At 40.6% G+C, this 16,635-nt stretch carries 16 protein-coding genes, 16 tRNA genes and 1 rRNA gene; 27 read left to right on the forward strand and 6 right to left on the reverse strand.

The features are described from left to right. Positions 1-69 precede the first annotated feature (69 nt). From rrf to NST01_RS04495, 20 genes are all read left to right on the forward strand, one after another. Positions 70-185, forward strand: a 5S ribosomal RNA gene (gene rrf, locus NST01_RS04400). 9 nt (positions 186-194) lie between these two features. After that, positions 195-269, forward strand: a tRNA-Asn gene (locus NST01_RS04405). Positions 270-273: 4 nt separating this feature from the next. Next, a tRNA-Ser gene (locus NST01_RS04410) sits at positions 274-364 on the forward strand. 17 nt (positions 365-381) lie between these two features. Beyond that, positions 382-456 (forward strand) — tRNA-Glu (locus NST01_RS04415). Between the two features lie 32 nt (positions 457-488). Further along, positions 489-564, forward strand: a tRNA-Val gene (locus NST01_RS04420). A 15-nt stretch (positions 565-579) separates the two neighbouring features. Continuing rightward, positions 580-656: transfer RNA gene (locus tag NST01_RS04425), tRNA-Met, on the forward strand. Between the two features lie 14 nt (positions 657-670). Beyond that, a tRNA-Asp gene (locus NST01_RS04430) sits at positions 671-747 on the forward strand. Positions 748-766: 19 nt separating this feature from the next. Beyond that, positions 767-842: transfer RNA gene (locus NST01_RS04435), tRNA-Phe, on the forward strand. Positions 843-848: 6 nt separating this feature from the next. Then, a tRNA-Thr gene (locus tag NST01_RS04440) sits at positions 849-921 on the forward strand. 15 nt (positions 922-936) lie between these two features. Then, a tRNA-Tyr gene (locus NST01_RS04445) sits at positions 937-1,021 on the forward strand. 13 nt (positions 1,022-1,034) lie between these two features. After that, positions 1,035-1,108: transfer RNA gene (locus tag NST01_RS04450), tRNA-Trp, on the forward strand. Positions 1,109-1,132: 24 nt separating this feature from the next. Beyond that, positions 1,133-1,208: transfer RNA gene (locus NST01_RS04455), tRNA-His, on the forward strand. Between the two features lie 9 nt (positions 1,209-1,217). Then, positions 1,218-1,289 (forward strand) — tRNA-Gln (locus tag NST01_RS04460). Between the two features lie 7 nt (positions 1,290-1,296). Then, positions 1,297-1,371, forward strand: a tRNA-Gly gene (locus tag NST01_RS04465). Between the two features lie 5 nt (positions 1,372-1,376). Further along, a tRNA-Cys gene (locus tag NST01_RS04470) sits at positions 1,377-1,447 on the forward strand. Between the two features lie 14 nt (positions 1,448-1,461). Beyond that, a tRNA-Leu gene (locus tag NST01_RS04475) sits at positions 1,462-1,550 on the forward strand. Positions 1,551-1,587: 37 nt separating this feature from the next. After that, positions 1,588-1,669 (forward strand) — tRNA-Leu (locus NST01_RS04480). A gap of 254 nt (positions 1,670-1,923) precedes the next feature. Next, positions 1,924-2,349, forward strand: coding sequence for a hypothetical protein (locus NST01_RS04485; protein ID WP_017360396.1), 426 nt, complete (start codon positions 1,924-1,926; stop codon positions 2,347-2,349). A 416-nt stretch (positions 2,350-2,765) separates the two neighbouring features. Then, positions 2,766-3,560, forward strand: a complete 795-nt coding sequence (locus tag NST01_RS04490) for a phosphotransferase (protein WP_046343022.1) — start codon at positions 2,766-2,768, stop codon at positions 3,558-3,560. Positions 3,561-3,679: 119 nt separating this feature from the next. Further along, positions 3,680-4,384: a hypothetical protein gene (locus tag NST01_RS04495; RefSeq protein WP_048003255.1), complete on the forward strand. Its 705-nt coding sequence runs from the start codon at positions 3,680-3,682 to the stop codon at positions 4,382-4,384. Positions 4,385-4,426: 42 nt separating this feature from the next. On the opposite strand, the gene NST01_RS04500 is transcribed toward NST01_RS04495, so the two are convergent. From NST01_RS04500 to NST01_RS04520, 5 genes are all read right to left on the reverse strand, one after another. Then, positions 4,427-4,972 (reverse strand): histidine phosphatase family protein, encoded by a 546-nt coding sequence (locus tag NST01_RS04500; protein ID WP_056704288.1) that lies wholly within the window; start codon positions 4,970-4,972, stop codon positions 4,427-4,429. 71 nt (positions 4,973-5,043) lie between these two features. Further along, positions 5,044-5,235, reverse strand: coding sequence for a hypothetical protein (locus tag NST01_RS04505; protein WP_045035292.1), 192 nt, complete (start codon positions 5,233-5,235; stop codon positions 5,044-5,046). A 117-nt stretch (positions 5,236-5,352) separates the two neighbouring features. Next, entirely contained in the window at positions 5,353-5,646 is a 294-nt protein-coding gene (locus tag NST01_RS04510; protein WP_024719925.1) for a hypothetical protein, read from the reverse strand. Between the two features lie 64 nt (positions 5,647-5,710). After that, on the reverse strand, positions 5,711-6,400 hold the full coding sequence (locus NST01_RS04515) for a DUF1963 domain-containing protein (RefSeq protein ID WP_341041574.1): 690 nt from the start codon (positions 6,398-6,400) through the stop codon (positions 5,711-5,713). An 18-nt stretch (positions 6,401-6,418) separates the two neighbouring features. Further along, positions 6,419-7,222 carry a DUF2262 domain-containing protein gene (locus NST01_RS04520; RefSeq protein WP_017360389.1) on the reverse strand — a complete coding sequence of 268 codons (804 nt, stop codon included), beginning with the start codon at positions 7,220-7,222 and terminating at the stop codon, positions 6,419-6,421. Between the two features lie 534 nt (positions 7,223-7,756). Between NST01_RS04520 and NST01_RS04525 the strand changes: the two genes are divergently transcribed. Together NST01_RS04525 and lepB are read left to right on the forward strand one after the other, a co-directional pair. After that, positions 7,757-9,700 carry an LTA synthase family protein gene (locus NST01_RS04525; protein ID WP_108611614.1) on the forward strand — a complete coding sequence of 648 codons (1,944 nt, stop codon included), beginning with the start codon at positions 7,757-7,759 and terminating at the stop codon, positions 9,698-9,700. A 156-nt stretch (positions 9,701-9,856) separates the two neighbouring features. Further along, the gene (gene lepB, locus NST01_RS04530) at positions 9,857-10,423 is read left to right on the forward strand and encodes a signal peptidase I (RefSeq protein ID WP_268363403.1); all 567 of its coding nucleotides are present in this window, start codon (positions 9,857-9,859) and stop codon (positions 10,421-10,423) included. Between the two features lie 43 nt (positions 10,424-10,466). On the opposite strand, the gene NST01_RS04535 is transcribed toward lepB, so the two are convergent. After that, positions 10,467-11,759, reverse strand: coding sequence for a homocysteine synthase (locus tag NST01_RS04535; protein WP_046527434.1), 1,293 nt, complete (start codon positions 11,757-11,759; stop codon positions 10,467-10,469). Between the two features lie 265 nt (positions 11,760-12,024). Between NST01_RS04535 and NST01_RS04540 the strand changes: the two genes are divergently transcribed. The 5 genes from NST01_RS04540 to ssuD all read left to right on the forward strand — a co-directional run bounded on the left by NST01_RS04540 (position 12,025) and on the right by ssuD (position 16,105). Further along, positions 12,025-12,180 (forward strand): FbpB family small basic protein, encoded by a 156-nt coding sequence (locus tag NST01_RS04540; protein ID WP_019743964.1) that lies wholly within the window; start codon positions 12,025-12,027, stop codon positions 12,178-12,180. A gap of 163 nt (positions 12,181-12,343) precedes the next feature. Beyond that, positions 12,344-13,111 (forward strand): ABC transporter ATP-binding protein, encoded by a 768-nt coding sequence (locus NST01_RS04545; protein ID WP_341041575.1) that lies wholly within the window; start codon positions 12,344-12,346, stop codon positions 13,109-13,111. A 14-nt stretch (positions 13,112-13,125) separates the two neighbouring features. Further along, entirely contained in the window at positions 13,126-14,115 is a 990-nt protein-coding gene (locus NST01_RS04550; RefSeq protein ID WP_341041577.1) for an aliphatic sulfonate ABC transporter substrate-binding protein, read from the forward strand. 44 nt (positions 14,116-14,159) lie between these two features. Further along, positions 14,160-14,948 (forward strand): ABC transporter permease, encoded by a 789-nt coding sequence (locus NST01_RS04555; protein ID WP_235562248.1) that lies wholly within the window; start codon positions 14,160-14,162, stop codon positions 14,946-14,948. A 14-nt stretch (positions 14,949-14,962) separates the two neighbouring features. Continuing rightward, on the forward strand, positions 14,963-16,105 hold the full coding sequence (gene ssuD / locus NST01_RS04560) for an FMNH2-dependent alkanesulfonate monooxygenase (RefSeq protein ID WP_108611617.1): 1,143 nt from the start codon (positions 14,963-14,965) through the stop codon (positions 16,103-16,105). Positions 16,106-16,635 lie beyond the last annotated feature (530 nt).

A 16,635-nucleotide genomic window follows, 5' to 3' on the forward strand; every position in this document is an offset into this window, starting at 1 on the left:
GAGAACATTTTTCAAAAATCTCTTGATTTATTTGTAATACATAGTATAATATTTTTTGTCACTAAATTGTCTGGTGATGATGGCGAAGAGGTCACACCCGTTCCCATACCGAACACGGAAGTTAAGCTCTTCAGCGCCGATGGTAGTTGGGGGTTTCCCCCTGTGAGAGTAGGACATCGCCAGGCTTTCTTCATTCCGCAGTAGCTCAGTGGTAGAGCTATCGGCTGTTAACCGATCGGTCGTAGGTTCGAATCCTACCTGCGGAGCCAATTTGGAGAGCTGTCCGAGTGGCCGAAGGAGCACGATTGGAAATCGTGTAGGCGGTAACCCCGTCTCAAGGGTTCGAATCCCTTGCTCTCCGCCACAATTTACATAATAAAGGGCCCGTTGGTCAAGCGGTTAAGACACCGCCCTTTCACGGCGGTAACACGGGTTCGAATCCCGTACGGGTCACCATTTTTATAGAAATACATACCAGCATTTTATTCGGAGGATTAGCTCAGCTGGGAGAGCATCTGCCTTACAAGCAGAGGGTCGGCGGTTCGAGCCCGTCATCCTCCACCATATCTTTTATATCGTCGCGGGGTGGAGCAGTTCGGTAGCTCGTCGGGCTCATAACCCGAAGGTCGCAGGTTCAAATCCTGCCCCCGCAACCAAATTTATCTTTATTGGTCCGGTAGTTCAGTTGGTTAGAATGCCTGCCTGTCACGCAGGAGGTCGCGGGTTCGAGTCCCGTCCGGACCGCCATTTTTTAAAAAGAATACTTGGCTCGGTAGCTCAGTTGGTAGAGCAACGGACTGAAAATCCGTGTGTCGGCGGTTCGATTCCGTCCCGAGCCACCACTATTTGCCGGTGTAGCTCAATTGGTAGAGCAACTGACTTGTAATCAGTAGGTTGGGGGTTCAAGTCCTCTTGCCGGCACTGTTTTTCAAATGTGGAGGGGTAGCGAAGTGGCTAAACGCGGCGGACTGTAAATCCGCTCCCTCCGGGTTCGGCGGTTCGAATCCGCCCCCCTCCACCATTTTTATTTTCATAGGGGCATAGTTTAACGGTAGAACAGAGGTCTCCAAAACCTCCGGTGTGGGTTCGATTCCTACTGCCCCTGCCAATTATATGATTCATAACATCTATGGCGGTTGTGGCGAAGTGGTTAACGCACCAGATTGTGGCTCTGGCACTCGTGGGTTCGATTCCCATCAATCGCCCCATTTTATTATTGGGCTATAGCCAAGCGGTAAGGCAACGGACTTTGACTCCGTCATGCGTTGGTTCGAATCCAGCTAGCCCAGTTGATATGCGGAAGTAGTTCAGTGGTAGAACACCACCTTGCCAAGGTGGGGGTCGCGGGTTCGAATCCCGTCTTCCGCTCCAATTATGGCGGCATAGCCAAGTGGTAAGGCAGAGGTCTGCAAAACCTTTATCCCCGGTTCAAATCCGGGTGTCGCCTTTTTTGAAAAGACTGCCGGGGTGGTGGAATTGGCAGACACACAGGACTTAAAATCCTGCGGTAGGTGACTACCGTGCCGGTTCAAGTCCGGCCCTCGGCACCATTTTTTATTATTATAAGTTGCGCTCTTTAATGATCATGCCGGTGTGGCGGAATTGGCAGACGCGCACGACTCAAAATCGTGTTCCTCACGGAGTGCCGGTTCGACCCCGGCCACCGGTATCTAGTTTAAGATATTCTTTATTATCGTCAATTACAGAAGAATTAAGGAATATTAACGTTTAAAACGTCTTTCTACAAATTGTAGGAGGGCTTTTTTTATTTGTTGTTTACCTGATTTTTCACACGAAAAAATTACTTCAAATTGTGTTCAAAGGAGATTAACTTTTACTTTATTGATGGTTACCTTATGATTAAACTAAAGGGGCAGGACAATTGAAGATGGATTGGATCAATTGTACATAGGAGGTGTTGTAATGATTACGGTTAAAAATGCTGAAAGTTATCTTAAAGATAGCATCGGTGAAGATACCGATGAGATAAATAAGGTTTGGGAAACATTTAAGGCTTTTTCAAAGGAGACCGTTGAGGGCGAAGAAGATAAAGAAATTTTATTTCAGTGTGGTGTCTATGATTTTACAGGAGAGGAACTATTTCATCTTGATTTTGTACGTCAGTTTACAATTTATGAAGAAGATGATTATTCTCACATGGAACAACTGCACTGTGAATTTTTATTTAAACCAACAAGCGAGTTAAAAAAGTTAAAGGTAGTAGAAGAATGGTCAATGGATTATGACGATATAGATCATTTTTTTCATCATATTGAAAGTATTCATGAGTTTAAAATTCCTTTGACTTTAAAGCCGATAAAATCAGCAATATATCAAGAAGAACTTTAATTCTTATTTCATTAACGGCTGCTTTACTTTCAGAGAGTATACCTTGCCTTTTTGGACTCATTTATCACGGAGTGTCGGTTCGACTCCGGCCACCGGTATCTATTATAATTTTGTTTTTTACCGTGAACCTAACGTTTCACCCTCGTGGTGAAACGTTTTTTTGTGGTTTAAATGAGTTATTTAGATGAAAATAGAATCCTATTAGAATAGAATGAGCATGTACTAATTTTAACAGAATAAACTTTTGATGATTTGCAACATTTGGTACGATACATTTAACCATATAAGGAAACAGAATGGATTGGCGCATTCACATAAAACAGTGAATTACCTTTGTGTAACTAAATGAATATTTGTGGGTACATGCACATCTTTAGCTGGCATCATCATTGTGACCCAAGTTTGGGGGAGAATTTATGAAAAAACAAAATGATCATGAAGAGTTATTGACAGGTGGAAATGTCTCCAACGTATATCGTTCGGGAGATACGGTTCGCAGAGAGGTAAAGTCAGACAATATGAATATACAAAAGCTGCTAAAGCATTTAGAAAAAAAGAATTTCTCCTATGCTCCAACATTTTTAGGGGTTGATGAAAAAGGTAGAGAGATCTTGTCCTTCATTGAAGGGGTGGCCGGTCATGATCCCTTAAAAGAATACATGTGCTCTCACAATGCTTTAAAAGAAATAGCGAAAATGCTTAGACTGTATCATGATGCTGTTTGTGATTTTCCCATTTCAGACGATTGGGAACGAATGGACAATACGCCTAACAACATAGAGGTTGTGTGCCATAATGATTTTGCGATGTACAATATTATTTTCAAAAATAAAAAGCCAGTGGGAATCATTGATTTTGATGTAGCCGCCCCTGGTCCAAGGCTTTGGGATATTGCATATACTCTCTATACTTGTGTCCCTCTCAGTAGGTTTTTTCGTACAGTAACAGGGGAGGTCGTAAATTATCATTCGTTAGAGCATGCAGCCCATATAAAGTATAGAGTCAAACTGTTTTTTGAAGCTTATGGTGAGGAAATACCAGAAGATTATGTGGACATGGTGTTGCTGCGTTTAGAAGGTCTATGTCAATACATGAAGCGAAAAGCGAATGAAGGGGATAGAGCCTTTCAAAAAATGATTCATGACGGGCACCTTGAACATTATCAAAAAGACATACAATTCATTCATGAACACAGAAAAGAATGGATTTGAGGATGCCAAGGGTTTTATAAAAGAAAAAGGACAACTCATTTTTTTACTAGTTTCATGTGGATGTTACAATTGGTTATAATAGTTCAATAAAATGAATGTAAAGAGGCGGAGTTGTTATCTTGCAAATGAAGACGATATTACAGACTATGATTGAAGATGAGCGATCACATGATTATCCGCTTTTTAGACAGTACTGTGTAAGGAAAGAACAGGGGCTGCGTAAAGATGCGTTAAAGGTTCTTCAGTCTTTTGTTGAAGAGATGAATAAGAACGAATTTACAGCACGGCGTTCATTTGTTGTTTGGCTGTTTGATTACATTGAACGTTTTGAGGATGGTCATCATTTGCTTGTGTATCCATTGGTACACGGGGTGATCCATCCTGTTATTCGAGAGTGGGAAAATATTGATCCAATGGATGTGAGACCGTATCGCTGGCAAGGCTTGTTTGTGCATCAGGGGGAAGGGCTGCCCTATTTATTGAAGGCACTAGAGATGGGAGGCAGCAAAGAGCAGCGAGTGATTGTTCAAATTTGCGAAACCTATTTCTCGGCTTTGTGGTATTCGTTTCATCATATACATGAAGATCTTTATTTAAGTACCTATGAGAAAGATCATGAGCGAATTCAAGGGATTCAAGATGTCATGAAACTGATCGAAGATAAAAAGGTTCAAACCAATGTTGAAAAACTAGCAGTCTACTATAACCAACTTTTATCGGACTGGAAGGAATTTCAGCAGACGGAGACAAGAGGCTTTGTGAAATGGTGTGCGGATCGTAAGAAGCCCTATGAGTGGGTACAGACATTTTACTATAATCAATAGTTGTTTTTCATAAGAAAAAGGCTGGGGTCAACCCTGCCTTTTTTATTTATGCCATATTCTTTCTATTTCTACATGGTCTGCTTTAAAATATTTCAGGATGTAGACATCAGGATTGCTTAGTTGTTCCCACTCCTTGAATCCAATTGCAGGATCGGCGTGTTTTAGAAGCAGGCTCATAATATTGCCATGAGTGGCGAATAAAGTATGATCTCTTCCTAAGTTTATTTGTTCATAGAGTGCCTCTACAATACGATTCATCGCTTCTTGGCTCGACTCTCCGCCTTCACAGGTCATATGCAAGTCCGAAAAACTGAGCTTTAGTTTTTCATACCAATCTTCCATTGGTTGACTGCTTAACCTACGTTCAGAGAGACGCTTATCCATTTGTACCTTTATCTGCTTGGCATGAGCAAGGGGCTCAGCGGTTTGAATCGCTCGTTTATAAGGACTTGAGATGATCTGGTTGAGCTGAATGTCGGAAAAAAACTGTGCGAGTTCATGCGATTGTGTGATGCCTTGAGGCGTTAAAGACGCATCCTCGGATTGTCCATCTGCTTGACAGTGTCTGACGAAATAATATGTCTTCATAGGGGGGACACCTTCCTCTAAGTATAAAAAAATCATCCAATATTGGATGAGGGTTCACGAAAGTTGAGGTTCTATTTGTTCGTGTCTGCTTCTTTGTATGGATCTATCAGTTTGGAGGTTAGGTCTAAGTTGAACAAAAAATCATCTACGGTGTCTGTGCCAAAGGGAAGGGCAGAAAAATTAATTGGGATGCTGTCTTCTTGCGTATCTGAAGTAATCGGCTGTTTGTGCTGCTTTTTTCTCCAGTTCTTAAACAAGCGCATGTGAGGCCCCCTTTTCTAAAAAAAGATGGATTTATACATAATATACGGGGAGAGTTGTCCGAGCGTCAATTGTTTTCTTCAAAAGGATTTACTACATTTGTACGGAAAGAGCCACAGCTAAGTGCGGATCTTTCCGTGTTTTGACATGGCACGGTGTATGGCTTGTTGTACCTTTCGTTCGCATCTGATGTTGTATGGCTTCTTATGGAGTTTACTCGTCTTAAATTGACCAATTACACGGCGGACTCCTTGATCATAAATGATCAGCTCTCTGCTCGTTTGATCACTTAATAACGCTTGAAACCAGCTGTATTTTTTTAGCTGAGCTGCATTTCGTGATATATCATCTTCATCTACCTGTAAAAAAGGGATATACAGAGCAAGATTGAAGATGTCTAAAATGAATCCCATATTACCGGCCCCCTTCATATCGTTTATTACGATTAGAAAGGGGAATGGTTCCATACAGTTGGTTTTAAAAACAATCCCAGTGCATGAACCATTCTTTATTGTTTTTGTCATAATAGAAATACATCGTGCCGTTATCACCAATCATGAACCGAGGTTTTTCTTCTGAGGCGATTTGCAGCATGAATTCTCCTGACATCTGGTGGGGAGGAGATTGGATGTAAGCTCCGTATCCACCGATTTTTGTGAACGAGTAGTTTGAGTAATGCTCGAAGAAATGATCTGTCGCTTCTTCACTTTCATTAACCTCTGATAAGTCAACGTATGACCAAGCTTCCTCCCAGCATGGATAATCCGGTTGTTCCCCTTCGAGCCACTCTATCTGGAAAGGTTTCATTCCTTTCACGTCTTCAGGGGTCTCAGCGATTTCTAATCCTTCCATTGATGAATATTCAATGAGTTTCCAGCCCTCACCGTTTTTGGCGATATCGATCGGAAGGTTTTTCTTGTTGATGAAAATTTGAATCATCTTACATTCATCAAAGCCGTTCATTCCCCCTGGTACTTCGGGTAAATACATTTGTAAAATGGGAATCATAGCTCCATCTTGATCTGCCGGCCACCCTTTATCACGTTGGATGAAAAAATGACCTGCAAACCAGCTGTACTTAGAAGGATCAGGGCGAAACCCGCCTATTTTGGCTACAATAGGTGTTTTTCCTAGTTGATTTAATTCGTCAAAAGCTTTGATCTTCATTTATCTATCCTCCATTCTTTAGCCAGCAATGTGTGCATCTTGAAACGTTCCATTCATATTGCCAGAGACAATGATGACATGTCCCCAAAATAAATCTCCGTCATGATAGTAGGCTTCGAATTCTCCATTTGGATAAGCATGGAGGCTTTCAAGAGAGATGCGGCTGATAAATTGATCCGGTGTGATCTCTTCTGAATGTTCAGCGGAGTCGTCTTGTTCCTGCCAATCTTTTGCTAGTTCAATCAGCTGATTTGCTGCATATGACTTCATGGAGGCATCCCATGTTGTCTGCTCTTCTACGAGTTGTCTAGCCGTTTTCAGAGAGTCATTCATTTCTTCCTCTTCTTCAAGATTGAAGTAAAGAAGGCACTCCTCATTGCCCCACTTGATGGTTGTTTCAAATAAGTCTAGTCCTTTCACTAATTCAAAGGTACCCAGCTTGTCATCATGGTAAAAGATAGGTTGTTGAGCTTCTTCTAATATTTCTTGAAGTTCTTTATCTTCAGTATCTGTATCAACAAGTGAAACGAGCATAAATTCACCTTCACCTTTACGTACTTGAAGTGTGACGATAGATTCTTTATGTAATTGCGCTTGTTTTTCTCGTAATCCCTTTTCATCTGTTAACCAGCACAGTCTCACTTTTTCGGTTATGATGCGGTCTTTTTCCTTCCATGCAATGAGCGGGATTGAAGCAGTCCAAAGAGTCTCTTTTCCTGCTTTTCCTGCGCCGACTCCAGAAGGTCCTGTAACAGCCATGATGTCTATCACTTCTTCTGAGAATCTTTGTTCAAATATGTTGATTTGTTTGTTTGATTTCATAGGATGTCCCCCAGCTTGATTTATTTGATGGAGCTATACCTTTATCACACCGTACATTGGCAGGGGAAATCAAGCTTTTTTTATTTAAAACTGTTTTTTAGGTATGTGGCAGCAGAGAGGATACATGGATTGTAGGAGGTTGAGTCACAATAAAAAAGCAAATCGGTTCGGATTTTGTATAAATTTGGCTAAGTGAGTCGAAAAGCCTAGGTGATTCTTCCTTTTCTTTATAATTACTTTGACACGATTAGATGAAAAAAGTAAAGTAGTACTGAGTGATTTACAAAACCTTCATCATTCTCTGAAACATGTAGAGGCAGTAAATTTAATGTAAATGGATATTTTTCCTTTTATTTACTCGTATTTTTTTTGAAACTTATGATGCTTCTTATTCGTTATATTAAAGGAGCACATGTAACCTGCGGAGAAAAGAGCATCGGAATGCTTGGTGCAGAAGATTTACATTTGCAAAATCAATGTAAATTTTTTATGATTTCATTTATATCAGATCGAAAATAAGAAAGAAGAGGTTTTATGAAAAAAATATTTGCGAACAAATATAGCTTTTTTGTTTTGGCTGTCCTTTTATTTTGGGCAAAATCGTACACAGCCTACAAAATGGACTTTAATTTAGGAGTGAAGGGATCTTTTCAAGAGGGTCTTCTCTTATTAAATCCATTCAGTTCAGCCATCGTGTTTTTAGGACTTGCTCTCTTTTTGAAGGGGCGTAAATCGGCCATTGTTTTAATTGTCATTGACTTTATTATGACCGCACTTTTATATGCGAATGTAGCGTACTATCGTTTCTTTGATGATTTTTTAACATTCCCGACAATGAAACAAGCCGGTAATCTTGGGGGAGGTATGACCGGTGGTGTTTTAGCAAGTATTAAGCCGCATGACCTTTTGTACTTCCTTGATATCATCATTTTAATTGCCATTGTCATTTGGAGACCAGAAGTGAAGAAGTTCCAAATGAAAAAAACTTTCGCACTGCTGATTGTGGCTGCAGGTGTTGGACTATTCTTCGTTAACCTACACTTAGCTGAAAAAGACCGTCCAGAATTATTGACGAGAACATTTGATCATAAGTACATTGTGAAATATTTAGGTGTTTATAACTATGCGATTTATGACGGCGTGCAAACCGCACAAAATGCAACGCAGGTAGCAAATGCGAGTAGTGATGATTTAACGGATGTCGTGAACTATACAACCTCTCACTATGCGAAACCAAATGCAGAATACTTTGGTCAAGCTAAAGGGAAAAACATCATCAAAATCCATTTAGAAAGCTTCCAGTCATTTTTAATTGACTACAAGTTAAATGGAGAAGAAGTGACGCCGTTTTTAAACAAACTAGCTCATGGAAAAGAAGATTTTACGTATTTTGATAACTTCTTCCACCAGACTGGTCAAGGGAAGACTTCTGATGCTGAGCTCATGATGGATAATAGTATGTTTGGCTTGCCAGAGGGTGCAGCGTTTGTGACAAAAGGTGAAAATACCTTCCAATCACTTCCTGCCATCTTAGATCAAAAAGCAGGCTATACGAGTGCAGTGCTTCACGGGGATTATAAATCTTTCTGGAACCGTGACACGATTTATAAACATATGGGAATTGATCAATTCTTCGATGCATCTTATTACAACATGGATGAAGAAAACCTTGTAAACATGGGTCTGAAGGATAAACCATTCTTTAAAGAATCAATCCCAATGTTAGAATCAATGAAAAAGCCATTTTATGCACACTTAATGACATTGACCAACCATTATCCATTTAATTTAGATGAGAAAGATGCGACAATCGCTAAGGCAACAACTGGCGATAAAACAGTGGATAATTATTTCCAAACAGCGAGATACTTGGATGAGTCATTAGAACAATTCTTTAAGGACTTGAAAAAATCGGGTCTGTATAAAGACTCAGTGATTCTATTATATGGTGACCATAACGGTATTTCTGAAAACCATAACCGTGCAATGAGTGAGATTCAAGGGAAAGAAATTACGCCATATCAAAATGCACAAAATCAGCGTGTACCGCTCATGATTCGTATCCCTGGGAAACAAGGCGGCGTGAATCATACGTATGGCGGTGAAGTAGACGTGATGCCAACGCTTCTTCACTTACAAGGTATTGATTCAAATGAGTACGTGAATTTTGGAACAGATTTATTCTCTAAGAAGCATGATCAAACTGTTGCATTCCGTAACGGAAACTATGTGACACCAAAATATACCCTTGTAGATAATACGGTCTACGATACAAAAACGGGTAAAGTGGTGAAACAAAACAAAAAGACAGAAGCGATTAAAGCCCGTGTTGATAATCAGTTAAGCCTGTCAGATAAAGTACTGTACAGGGATCTTCTTCGATTCCATAAGCTATCTGATTTTAAACCAGTAAATCCATCTGATTATTTCTATGGTAAAACAAACAAAGAGACAGAAACGGATTCTTCTGCTAACTAACTGAGTTTTGGGCAAGCACAGAAAGGTGCTTGCCTTTTTCTCTCTTACAGCTTGATTTGTTGGCAAAATATGTTTATATTTAGGGAGAAACAAGCGTGGCGCTAGCGGTCAGCTGGCGATAACTCATTTTGTCCTAGGGGATTTCAGGAGGAGCTTATGACAACAAATACAAAAACACAAAAAAAGAAATCAGAATTATGGGGCTGGATCAAAGCCATCTTAATCGCATTTATTGCTGTTTTTATCATTCGTAACTTTTTATTCGCACCGTATATTGTGAAGGGGACTTCTATGGAACCGACACTGCATAATACAGAGCGGGTGTTTGTGAATAAAACAGTCGATTACTTCGGCGATTATAAACGCGGACAGATCATTGTTCTTGATGGGGAAGACCGCAGTACTCACTATGTGAAACGATTGATTGGTTTACCTGGTGATAAAATCGAAATGAAAAATGACCAGCTATATGTGAACGGTCAAAAAGTGGCGGAGCCTTATTTAACATCAAACAAAAAGAAAGCTGCCGCAGATGGCACCTTGCTGACACCTGATTTTGGTCCTCTTACAGTCCCTAAAGGAAAGTACTTTGTCATGGGTGACAATCGCCAAAAATCAATGGACAGTCGCAACGGTTTAGGTCTTTTTACAAAGAGTGACATTCAAGGGACAACATCATTCGTGTTTTATCCCTTCCAAGATATTCGATTAATCAATCACTAATCAATAAGAAAAAGCACACGCCGGTGTGCTTTTTTTTGTTTGGTTAAGACTGACTTTTTGAAATCGCCTGTTCTAGATCTGCCAGAATATCTTCAATCGCTTCAGTTCCAACAGATAAACGAATAAGTTCTGGTGTCACCCCTGTGGCTTTTTGCTCTGCTTCACTTAATTGCTGATGCGTTGTGCTGGCAGGGTGGATGATGAGTGACTTAGAGTCGCCTACGTTTGCAAGATGTGAGAAAAGCTGAACCGAATCAATGAGTTTTTTTCCTGCGTCTTTGCCACCTTTAATGCCGAATGTGAGGATGGCGCCTTGTCCTTTTGGTAAATAAGTTTGAGCCAGCTCAAAGGATTCATGGCCTTCAAGACCTGGATAGCTGACCCATTCTACAAGAGGATGATTTTGTAAAAATTGTGCTGTCTTCAATGCATTTTCACTGTGGCGTTCAAGGCGAAGATGCAATGTTTCTAAGCCTTGCAAGAGTAAAAATGAGTTGAATGGTGATAAAGCCGCCCCTAGATCACGTAAGAGCTGTACACGTGCCTTTGTGATATAAGCCGCTTCTCCAATCGCTTCCGTATACGTCAGGCCATGATAGCTAGGGTCTGGTTCCGTCAGTCCTTTGAACTTATCACTGTCAGCCCACGGAAACTTGCCGCTGTCGACGATGACTCCGCCAATGGATGTGCCGTGGCCGCCGATGAATTTCGTCGCTGAATGGACAACAATGTCTGCGCCAAATTCAATCGGTCTTAACAAATAAGGGCTGGCAAGTGTGTTATCCACAATTAGAGGGATGTGGTGCTTGTGTGCAATGGCTGATACGGCTTCAATATGTAAAATGTCGCCTTTTGGATTTCCGATGCTCTCTGCATACACTGCTTTTGTTTTATCTGTAATGGCTGCTTCAAGTTCTTCAAGGTTTGAGGAATCCACAAACTTTACTGTTATTCCAAGCTTTTTCAAGGTATGAGCAAATAAATTATATGTGCCGCCATACAGACTGCTGGAGGATACGATTTCGTCACCAGCTCCTGCAATGTTTAAAATGGAGTAAGTGGTCGCTGCTTGTCCTGAGGAGACAGCAAGTGCACCAATTCCGCCTTCAAGCTCAGCGATCCGTTTTTCAAACACATCATTTGTCGGGTTCATAATACGTGAATAAATATTACCGGGTTCCTGAAGTCCAAATAAATTCGCCGCATGCTCACTATCTCTAAAACCGAAAGAGCTTGTTTGGTAAATAGGTACAGCTCTTGAATAGGTGGCTGAGTCCAGTTCTTGACCTGCGTGTATTGCTTTTGTTTCTAAACGAAATTGAAGTTCTTCTGACATGTGTGTATCCTCCTTTTGTTAGATAAAACCAACTACTTTAATAAGAAATATTTAATAAGACTATAAATCTTGTTTACTGCCCGGTCAATCATTTTTTAGATAAATCTGAAAAAACAATAAATATAGTTGACATGTCGGAATAGTATGTATTAACATAAGCATACTGAAAATACCAACAAGAATTGCTGATCGGTCAACCGAAGGCTCGTTCACTCAGGCATGAGTGAAGGGCCTTTTTTTATTTTAATCAGGAGGGAAGTTGAAGATGGAGAAAAAGAAAAAACGAAAAAAATACAGAAAACATTTGGATATCACATTAGACATTTTGATTGAGCGAAACAAATATGAGATTTACAGCAATCAAGAACGAATAGAAGCCATTTACGATCGTATTGATGAAAAGCATACAAGGTCGAAATAACTATTTTATAAAATATAGTTGATTCATAGGAATAATATGATTTAGGATGGTGCTAACAACTCAATATGAATAGCTGATCGGACAACACGAAGGCTCTTATCTCTATTTTTGGGATAAGGGCCTTTCTGTGTATCTATCTGATGACAAGAGGAGTGAACTTGCATTGACTATTTCCGTTGATATTGTGGATAAGTCTTTTTGGAAAGACAAACAAACCATTCAAGTGCTTGAAAACGTAAGGTTCACCATCGTTCCTGGTGAATTCGTGACGGTGATTGGTCCGAGCGGTTGCGGGAAAAGTACATTGCTGAAGATGATTGGAGGGCTTGATACAGATTATGATGGGCAGATCGTGATAGGAGAAAGGCGTGTGACAGAACCAGGAATGAAACAGGGCTTTATTTTTCAAGAGCATCGCTTATTTCCATGGTTGACGGTCGAAGAAAATATCGCTGCCAATTTCAATTTAAAACAAGCAGCTGTTCGCCGCAAAGTGGATGAATTAATTGAAATTGTTCGGTTAAAAGGTTTTGAACACGCCTATCCACATGAGCTTTCAGGCGGGATGTCACAACGTGTTGCTATTGCAAGAGCACTCCTGCGTGATCCGGAGATTTTATTGCTTGATGAACCTTTTGGTGCGCTAGATGCATTTACACGGAAACACTTACAGGATGTGCTGCTGGATATTTGGCAGGAGAAAAGAACAACGATGGTGCTTGTCACTCATGATATTGACGAATCCATTTATTTAGCCAATGAAATTGTGCTGTTACAAGCAAGACCCGGCCGAATTCATAAAATCCTTCCCGTGAACTTACCATTCCCGCGGAATAGAACGTCAACAGCTTTTCAGAGCTTAAGACAAAAGGTGCTTTCAGAATTTGAGAAAACAGATGAGCTGTTACTGACGAATGGCTCAGGAATTTAAGGAGGTCAAATCGAATGAAAAGGCAAAAAAGGATCGTTCTCTTTCTGGGTATCCTCCTTGTATTAGCTGGGTGTGGTCAAGCAGCGAATGGATCAGAAGACAAGCCGAAAGAGATTCGGATTGGGATTCAGCAAAGTCTAAGCCCACTTCTTTTAGCAAAGGAAAAAGGGTGGTTTGAGCAATCATTTGAAAAAGAAGGTGTGAAAGTCAAGTGGGTGGAGTTCCAAAGTGGTCCTCCCCAATTCGAAGGGCTTGCCGCCAATCAATTAGATTTTTCACAGGTTGGTAATTCACCTGTTATAGCTGGTCAGGCAGCAGGTATTGATTTTAAGGAAATTGGTTTATCTCAGGATGGGTTAAAGGCGAATGGGATTTTAGTGAATAAGAACAGTGAGATTCAAAAAGTAGAAGATTTAAAAGGGAAAAAAATCGCCGTTGCCAAAGGAAGCAGTGGTTTTGACTTTTTATACAAAGTATTGGATCAGGCAGGTTTATCTGCAAAGGATGTCCAGATCATTCAGCTTCAGCCGGATGAGGCAATATCTGCGTTTGAAAATGGGTCAGTTGATGCTTGGTCGATCTGGGAGCCGTTCTTATCACTTGAAACGATAGAAAAGGGAGCAAAGCTACTGGTTAATGGAGAAGCGACCGATTTATATTCACCTGGATTCACACTTGTCAGAACCAAGTTTGCCGATGAGTACCCTGAACTAGTGGTGCAATTTTTAAAAGTATATGACAAAGCGGTGAAATGGCAGAAAGATCATCAACAGGAAGCCATTACACTTTATGCTCGTTTGAAACAATTAGATCAGAAGGTGGTGACACAAGTATTAAACAATACAGAGCCGCTCAATGAGCCCATTTCTAAGAAAATCATAAACGTCCAGCAGCATACAGCTGATTTTCAATATCAAACAAAGGCGATACAGCGGAAGATTGATGTCAATCAGGTGGTAGATAATTCGTTTATTGAAAAAATGCTGAAAGAGGAGAAGAATTGATGAAAGCTGCATCTAACCCAGCCCTTGTGACTAAAACCGAGCGAATGAAGAAAAAAAGGAGAAAAGCTTCATCCTTCATCATGTTAAAAGGACTTGTATTACCTGCTTTACTCATTGCGATTTGGCAGGGAGCTGCTGCTTCCCAAATCGTTTCTTCTACTGTACTACCTGCACCCACTGTCATTGCAGAATCTTTTCGTGAGTTGATTCGTTCCGGTGAGCTGTTTGGCCATATTTACATCAGTCTCTACAGAGCAATATGCGGGTTTTTACTTGGGGGAGGTTTAGGACTTGCGATGGGTTTGTGTGTCGGTTTTTCTAGGAAAACCGAGCAGTATGTAGATCCGACCTTGCAAATGCTGAGAACAGTTCCTCATTTAGCGGTGACTCCTTTATTTATTCTTTGGTTTGGTTTTGATGAATCAGCGAAAATTTTATTGATTGCACTTGGGGCTTTTTTTCCGATCTATATCAATACCTTTCTAGGAATTCGCAGTGTAGATAACAAGCTGTTCGATGTGGCTCGCGCTTTAGAGTTTAATCTGTATCAAAATATCACAAAGCTCATTTTACCTGCTGCCCTTCCTCATATTCTTCTGGGCGTGAGGCTTTCATTAGGCATTGCCTGGCTTGGTTTAGTGGTGGCTGAATTGATGGGGTCGAGTAGTGGAGTCGGCTACATGATTATGGATGCAAGACAATTCTCGCAAACGGATAAAGTGTTTGTAGGGATTATCATCTTTGCGGTAGTTGGTAAGATGACTGATTCATTTGTACGGCTGTTAGAAAAGCGACTGCTCAAATGGCGCACAAGTTATCAAGGTGAAAAATAATAGGAGGCGATATGATGAATATTCTATGGTTTATTCCAACGCATGGGGATGGGCGTTATTTAGGATCATCGAAAGGGGCAAGACAGGCAGACTATCCGTATTTTAAACAAATTGCTCAAGCTGCCGATCAGCTTGGGTACACAGGGGTCTTGCTGCCTACAGGTAGATCTTGTGAAGATCCATGGCTGACAGCGGCTGCTTTAGCTGCAGAAACAACCCATTTAAAGTTTCTTGTGGCTCTTCGGCCAGGGTTGATGCAGCCGTCTGTTGCTGCTAGAATGACCTCCACATTTGATCGGCTTTCAGGCGGGAGACTGCTGATCAATGTTGTAGCGGGAGGAAGTAAAGAAGAACTTGAAGGAGACGGGCTATTCATTTCTCATGATGAACGCTATGAGGCAACAGAAGAATTTTTGACCATCTGGAAGCGGTTATTGAAAGGAGAGAATGTTCAGTTTCAAGGGAAGCATCTGCAAGCACAAAATGGACGTCTGCTATTTCCACCAGCTCAAACACCACATCCACCCGTTTTTTTTGGAGGATCATCAGAAGCAGGCATTCAAGCCGCTGCAAAACATACAGATGTTTATTTAACTTGGGGCGAGCCGCCTGCACAAGTAAAAGAGAAAATCGCACAAGTGAAAAAGCAGGCTGAAAAGGAAGGAAGAACGGTGAGGTTTGGTATTCGACTTCATGTGATCGTGAGAGAAACGGAAGATGAAGCTTGGCAGGCAGCGGAACATCTGATTCGTCATTTAGATCAAGAGACTATTGATGAGGCGCAAAAGACTTTACAAGGGATGGACTCAGTAGGGCAAAAACGAATGGTTGAATTACATCAAGGGAATAAAGAGAAGCTTGAAATTAGCCCTAATCTTTGGGCAGGCATTGGCTTAGTTAGAGGCGGGGCAGGAACAGCGCTCGTCGGGGACCCGCATACAGTAGCAGAACGTATAATAGAATATCAGTCTCTAGGTATTGATACATTTATCTTTTCTGGTTATCCGCACTTAGAAGAATCTTATTATTTAGCAGAACTTGTTTTCCCGCTTCTCCCATTTAAAAGAAATGGTGATGCAGGACCACACGTTCCTGCTGGTGAAATTATTGGGAACAATTACTTTCCTGATACAGCCTCTGCTACAAGTTCCTCATAAATGAAAGCAAAGCAGTCATACTTGTCGGGCTGCTTTGCTTTTTTTATAGAAAGAGATGCAAGTAAAATGATATGTGCTGTGGAAGAAGGCAAGGGCTTTTTTCCCAATAGGTTTTCTTGTATATACATATTTTAAGAGACAAGAGAAGAAGGAAAATATGCTCACTCTTTTGTTGGAATTATCAGTTAATATGTCGTATTTGATGTGTTAACGACATATAATTAGGACTTTTATATCTGATATATCGGGGGAATTCTTTCTATCTCAAAAAAATGAAAGATTAAATAGAAGAGATGATGAAAATGAACTATTTGAAAAAAGGCAGAAAAAAGATGGTTTAATTGACATTATATGGGTTTTGTGGTTCTTGAGTTGTGGTGAAAAATAGTAAAAAAGGAAGAATTTATACAGTTGAACATGAATAATTGAATAAAAAGTCACATTTTACACGAAAATATGTTCGGTCAAAAATGGGATCTTCTGTTGATGTTTGGAGTGTGACGCCTATGATACGATCATCATAAGCTGGG

Origin of the sequence: Bacillus sp. FSL R7-0166 (assembly GCF_038008935.1) — a bacterium.
Taxonomy (GTDB): Bacteria; Bacillota; Bacilli; order Bacillales; family Bacillaceae; genus Bacillus; species Bacillus altitudinis.

Coding starts and splice junctions, on each gene's coding strand:
- NST01_RS04485 (WP_017360396.1), top strand. CDS start 1,924: ATGATTACGGTTAAAAATGCTGAAAGTTATCTTAAAGATAGCATCGGT.
- NST01_RS04490 (WP_046343022.1), top strand. CDS start 2,766: ATGAAAAAACAAAATGATCATGAAGAGTTATTGACAGGTGGAAATGTC.
- NST01_RS04500 (WP_056704288.1), bottom strand. CDS start 4,972: ATGAAGACATATTATTTCGTCAGACACTGTCAAGCAGATGGACAATCC.
- NST01_RS04505 (WP_045035292.1), bottom strand. CDS start 5,235: ATGCGCTTGTTTAAGAACTGGAGAAAAAAGCAGCACAAACAGCCGATT.
- NST01_RS04510 (WP_024719925.1), bottom strand. CDS start 5,646: ATGGGATTCATTTTAGACATCTTCAATCTTGCTCTGTATATCCCTTTT.
- NST01_RS04515 (WP_341041574.1), bottom strand. CDS start 6,400: ATGAAGATCAAAGCTTTTGACGAATTAAATCAACTAGGAAAAACACCT.
- NST01_RS04520 (WP_017360389.1), bottom strand. CDS start 7,222: ATGAAATCAAACAAACAAATCAACATATTTGAACAAAGATTCTCAGAA.
- NST01_RS04525 (WP_108611614.1), top strand. CDS start 7,757: ATGAAAAAAATATTTGCGAACAAATATAGCTTTTTTGTTTTGGCTGTC.
- lepB (WP_268363403.1), top strand. CDS start 9,857: ATGACAACAAATACAAAAACACAAAAAAAGAAATCAGAATTATGGGGC.
- NST01_RS04535 (WP_046527434.1), bottom strand. CDS start 11,759: ATGTCAGAAGAACTTCAATTTCGTTTAGAAACAAAAGCAATACACGCA.
- NST01_RS04540 (WP_019743964.1), top strand. CDS start 12,025: ATGGAGAAAAAGAAAAAACGAAAAAAATACAGAAAACATTTGGATATC.
- NST01_RS04550 (WP_341041577.1), top strand. CDS start 13,126: ATGAAAAGGCAAAAAAGGATCGTTCTCTTTCTGGGTATCCTCCTTGTA.
- NST01_RS04555 (WP_235562248.1), top strand. CDS start 14,160: ATGAAGAAAAAAAGGAGAAAAGCTTCATCCTTCATCATGTTAAAAGGA.
- ssuD (WP_108611617.1), top strand. CDS start 14,963: ATGAATATTCTATGGTTTATTCCAACGCATGGGGATGGGCGTTATTTA.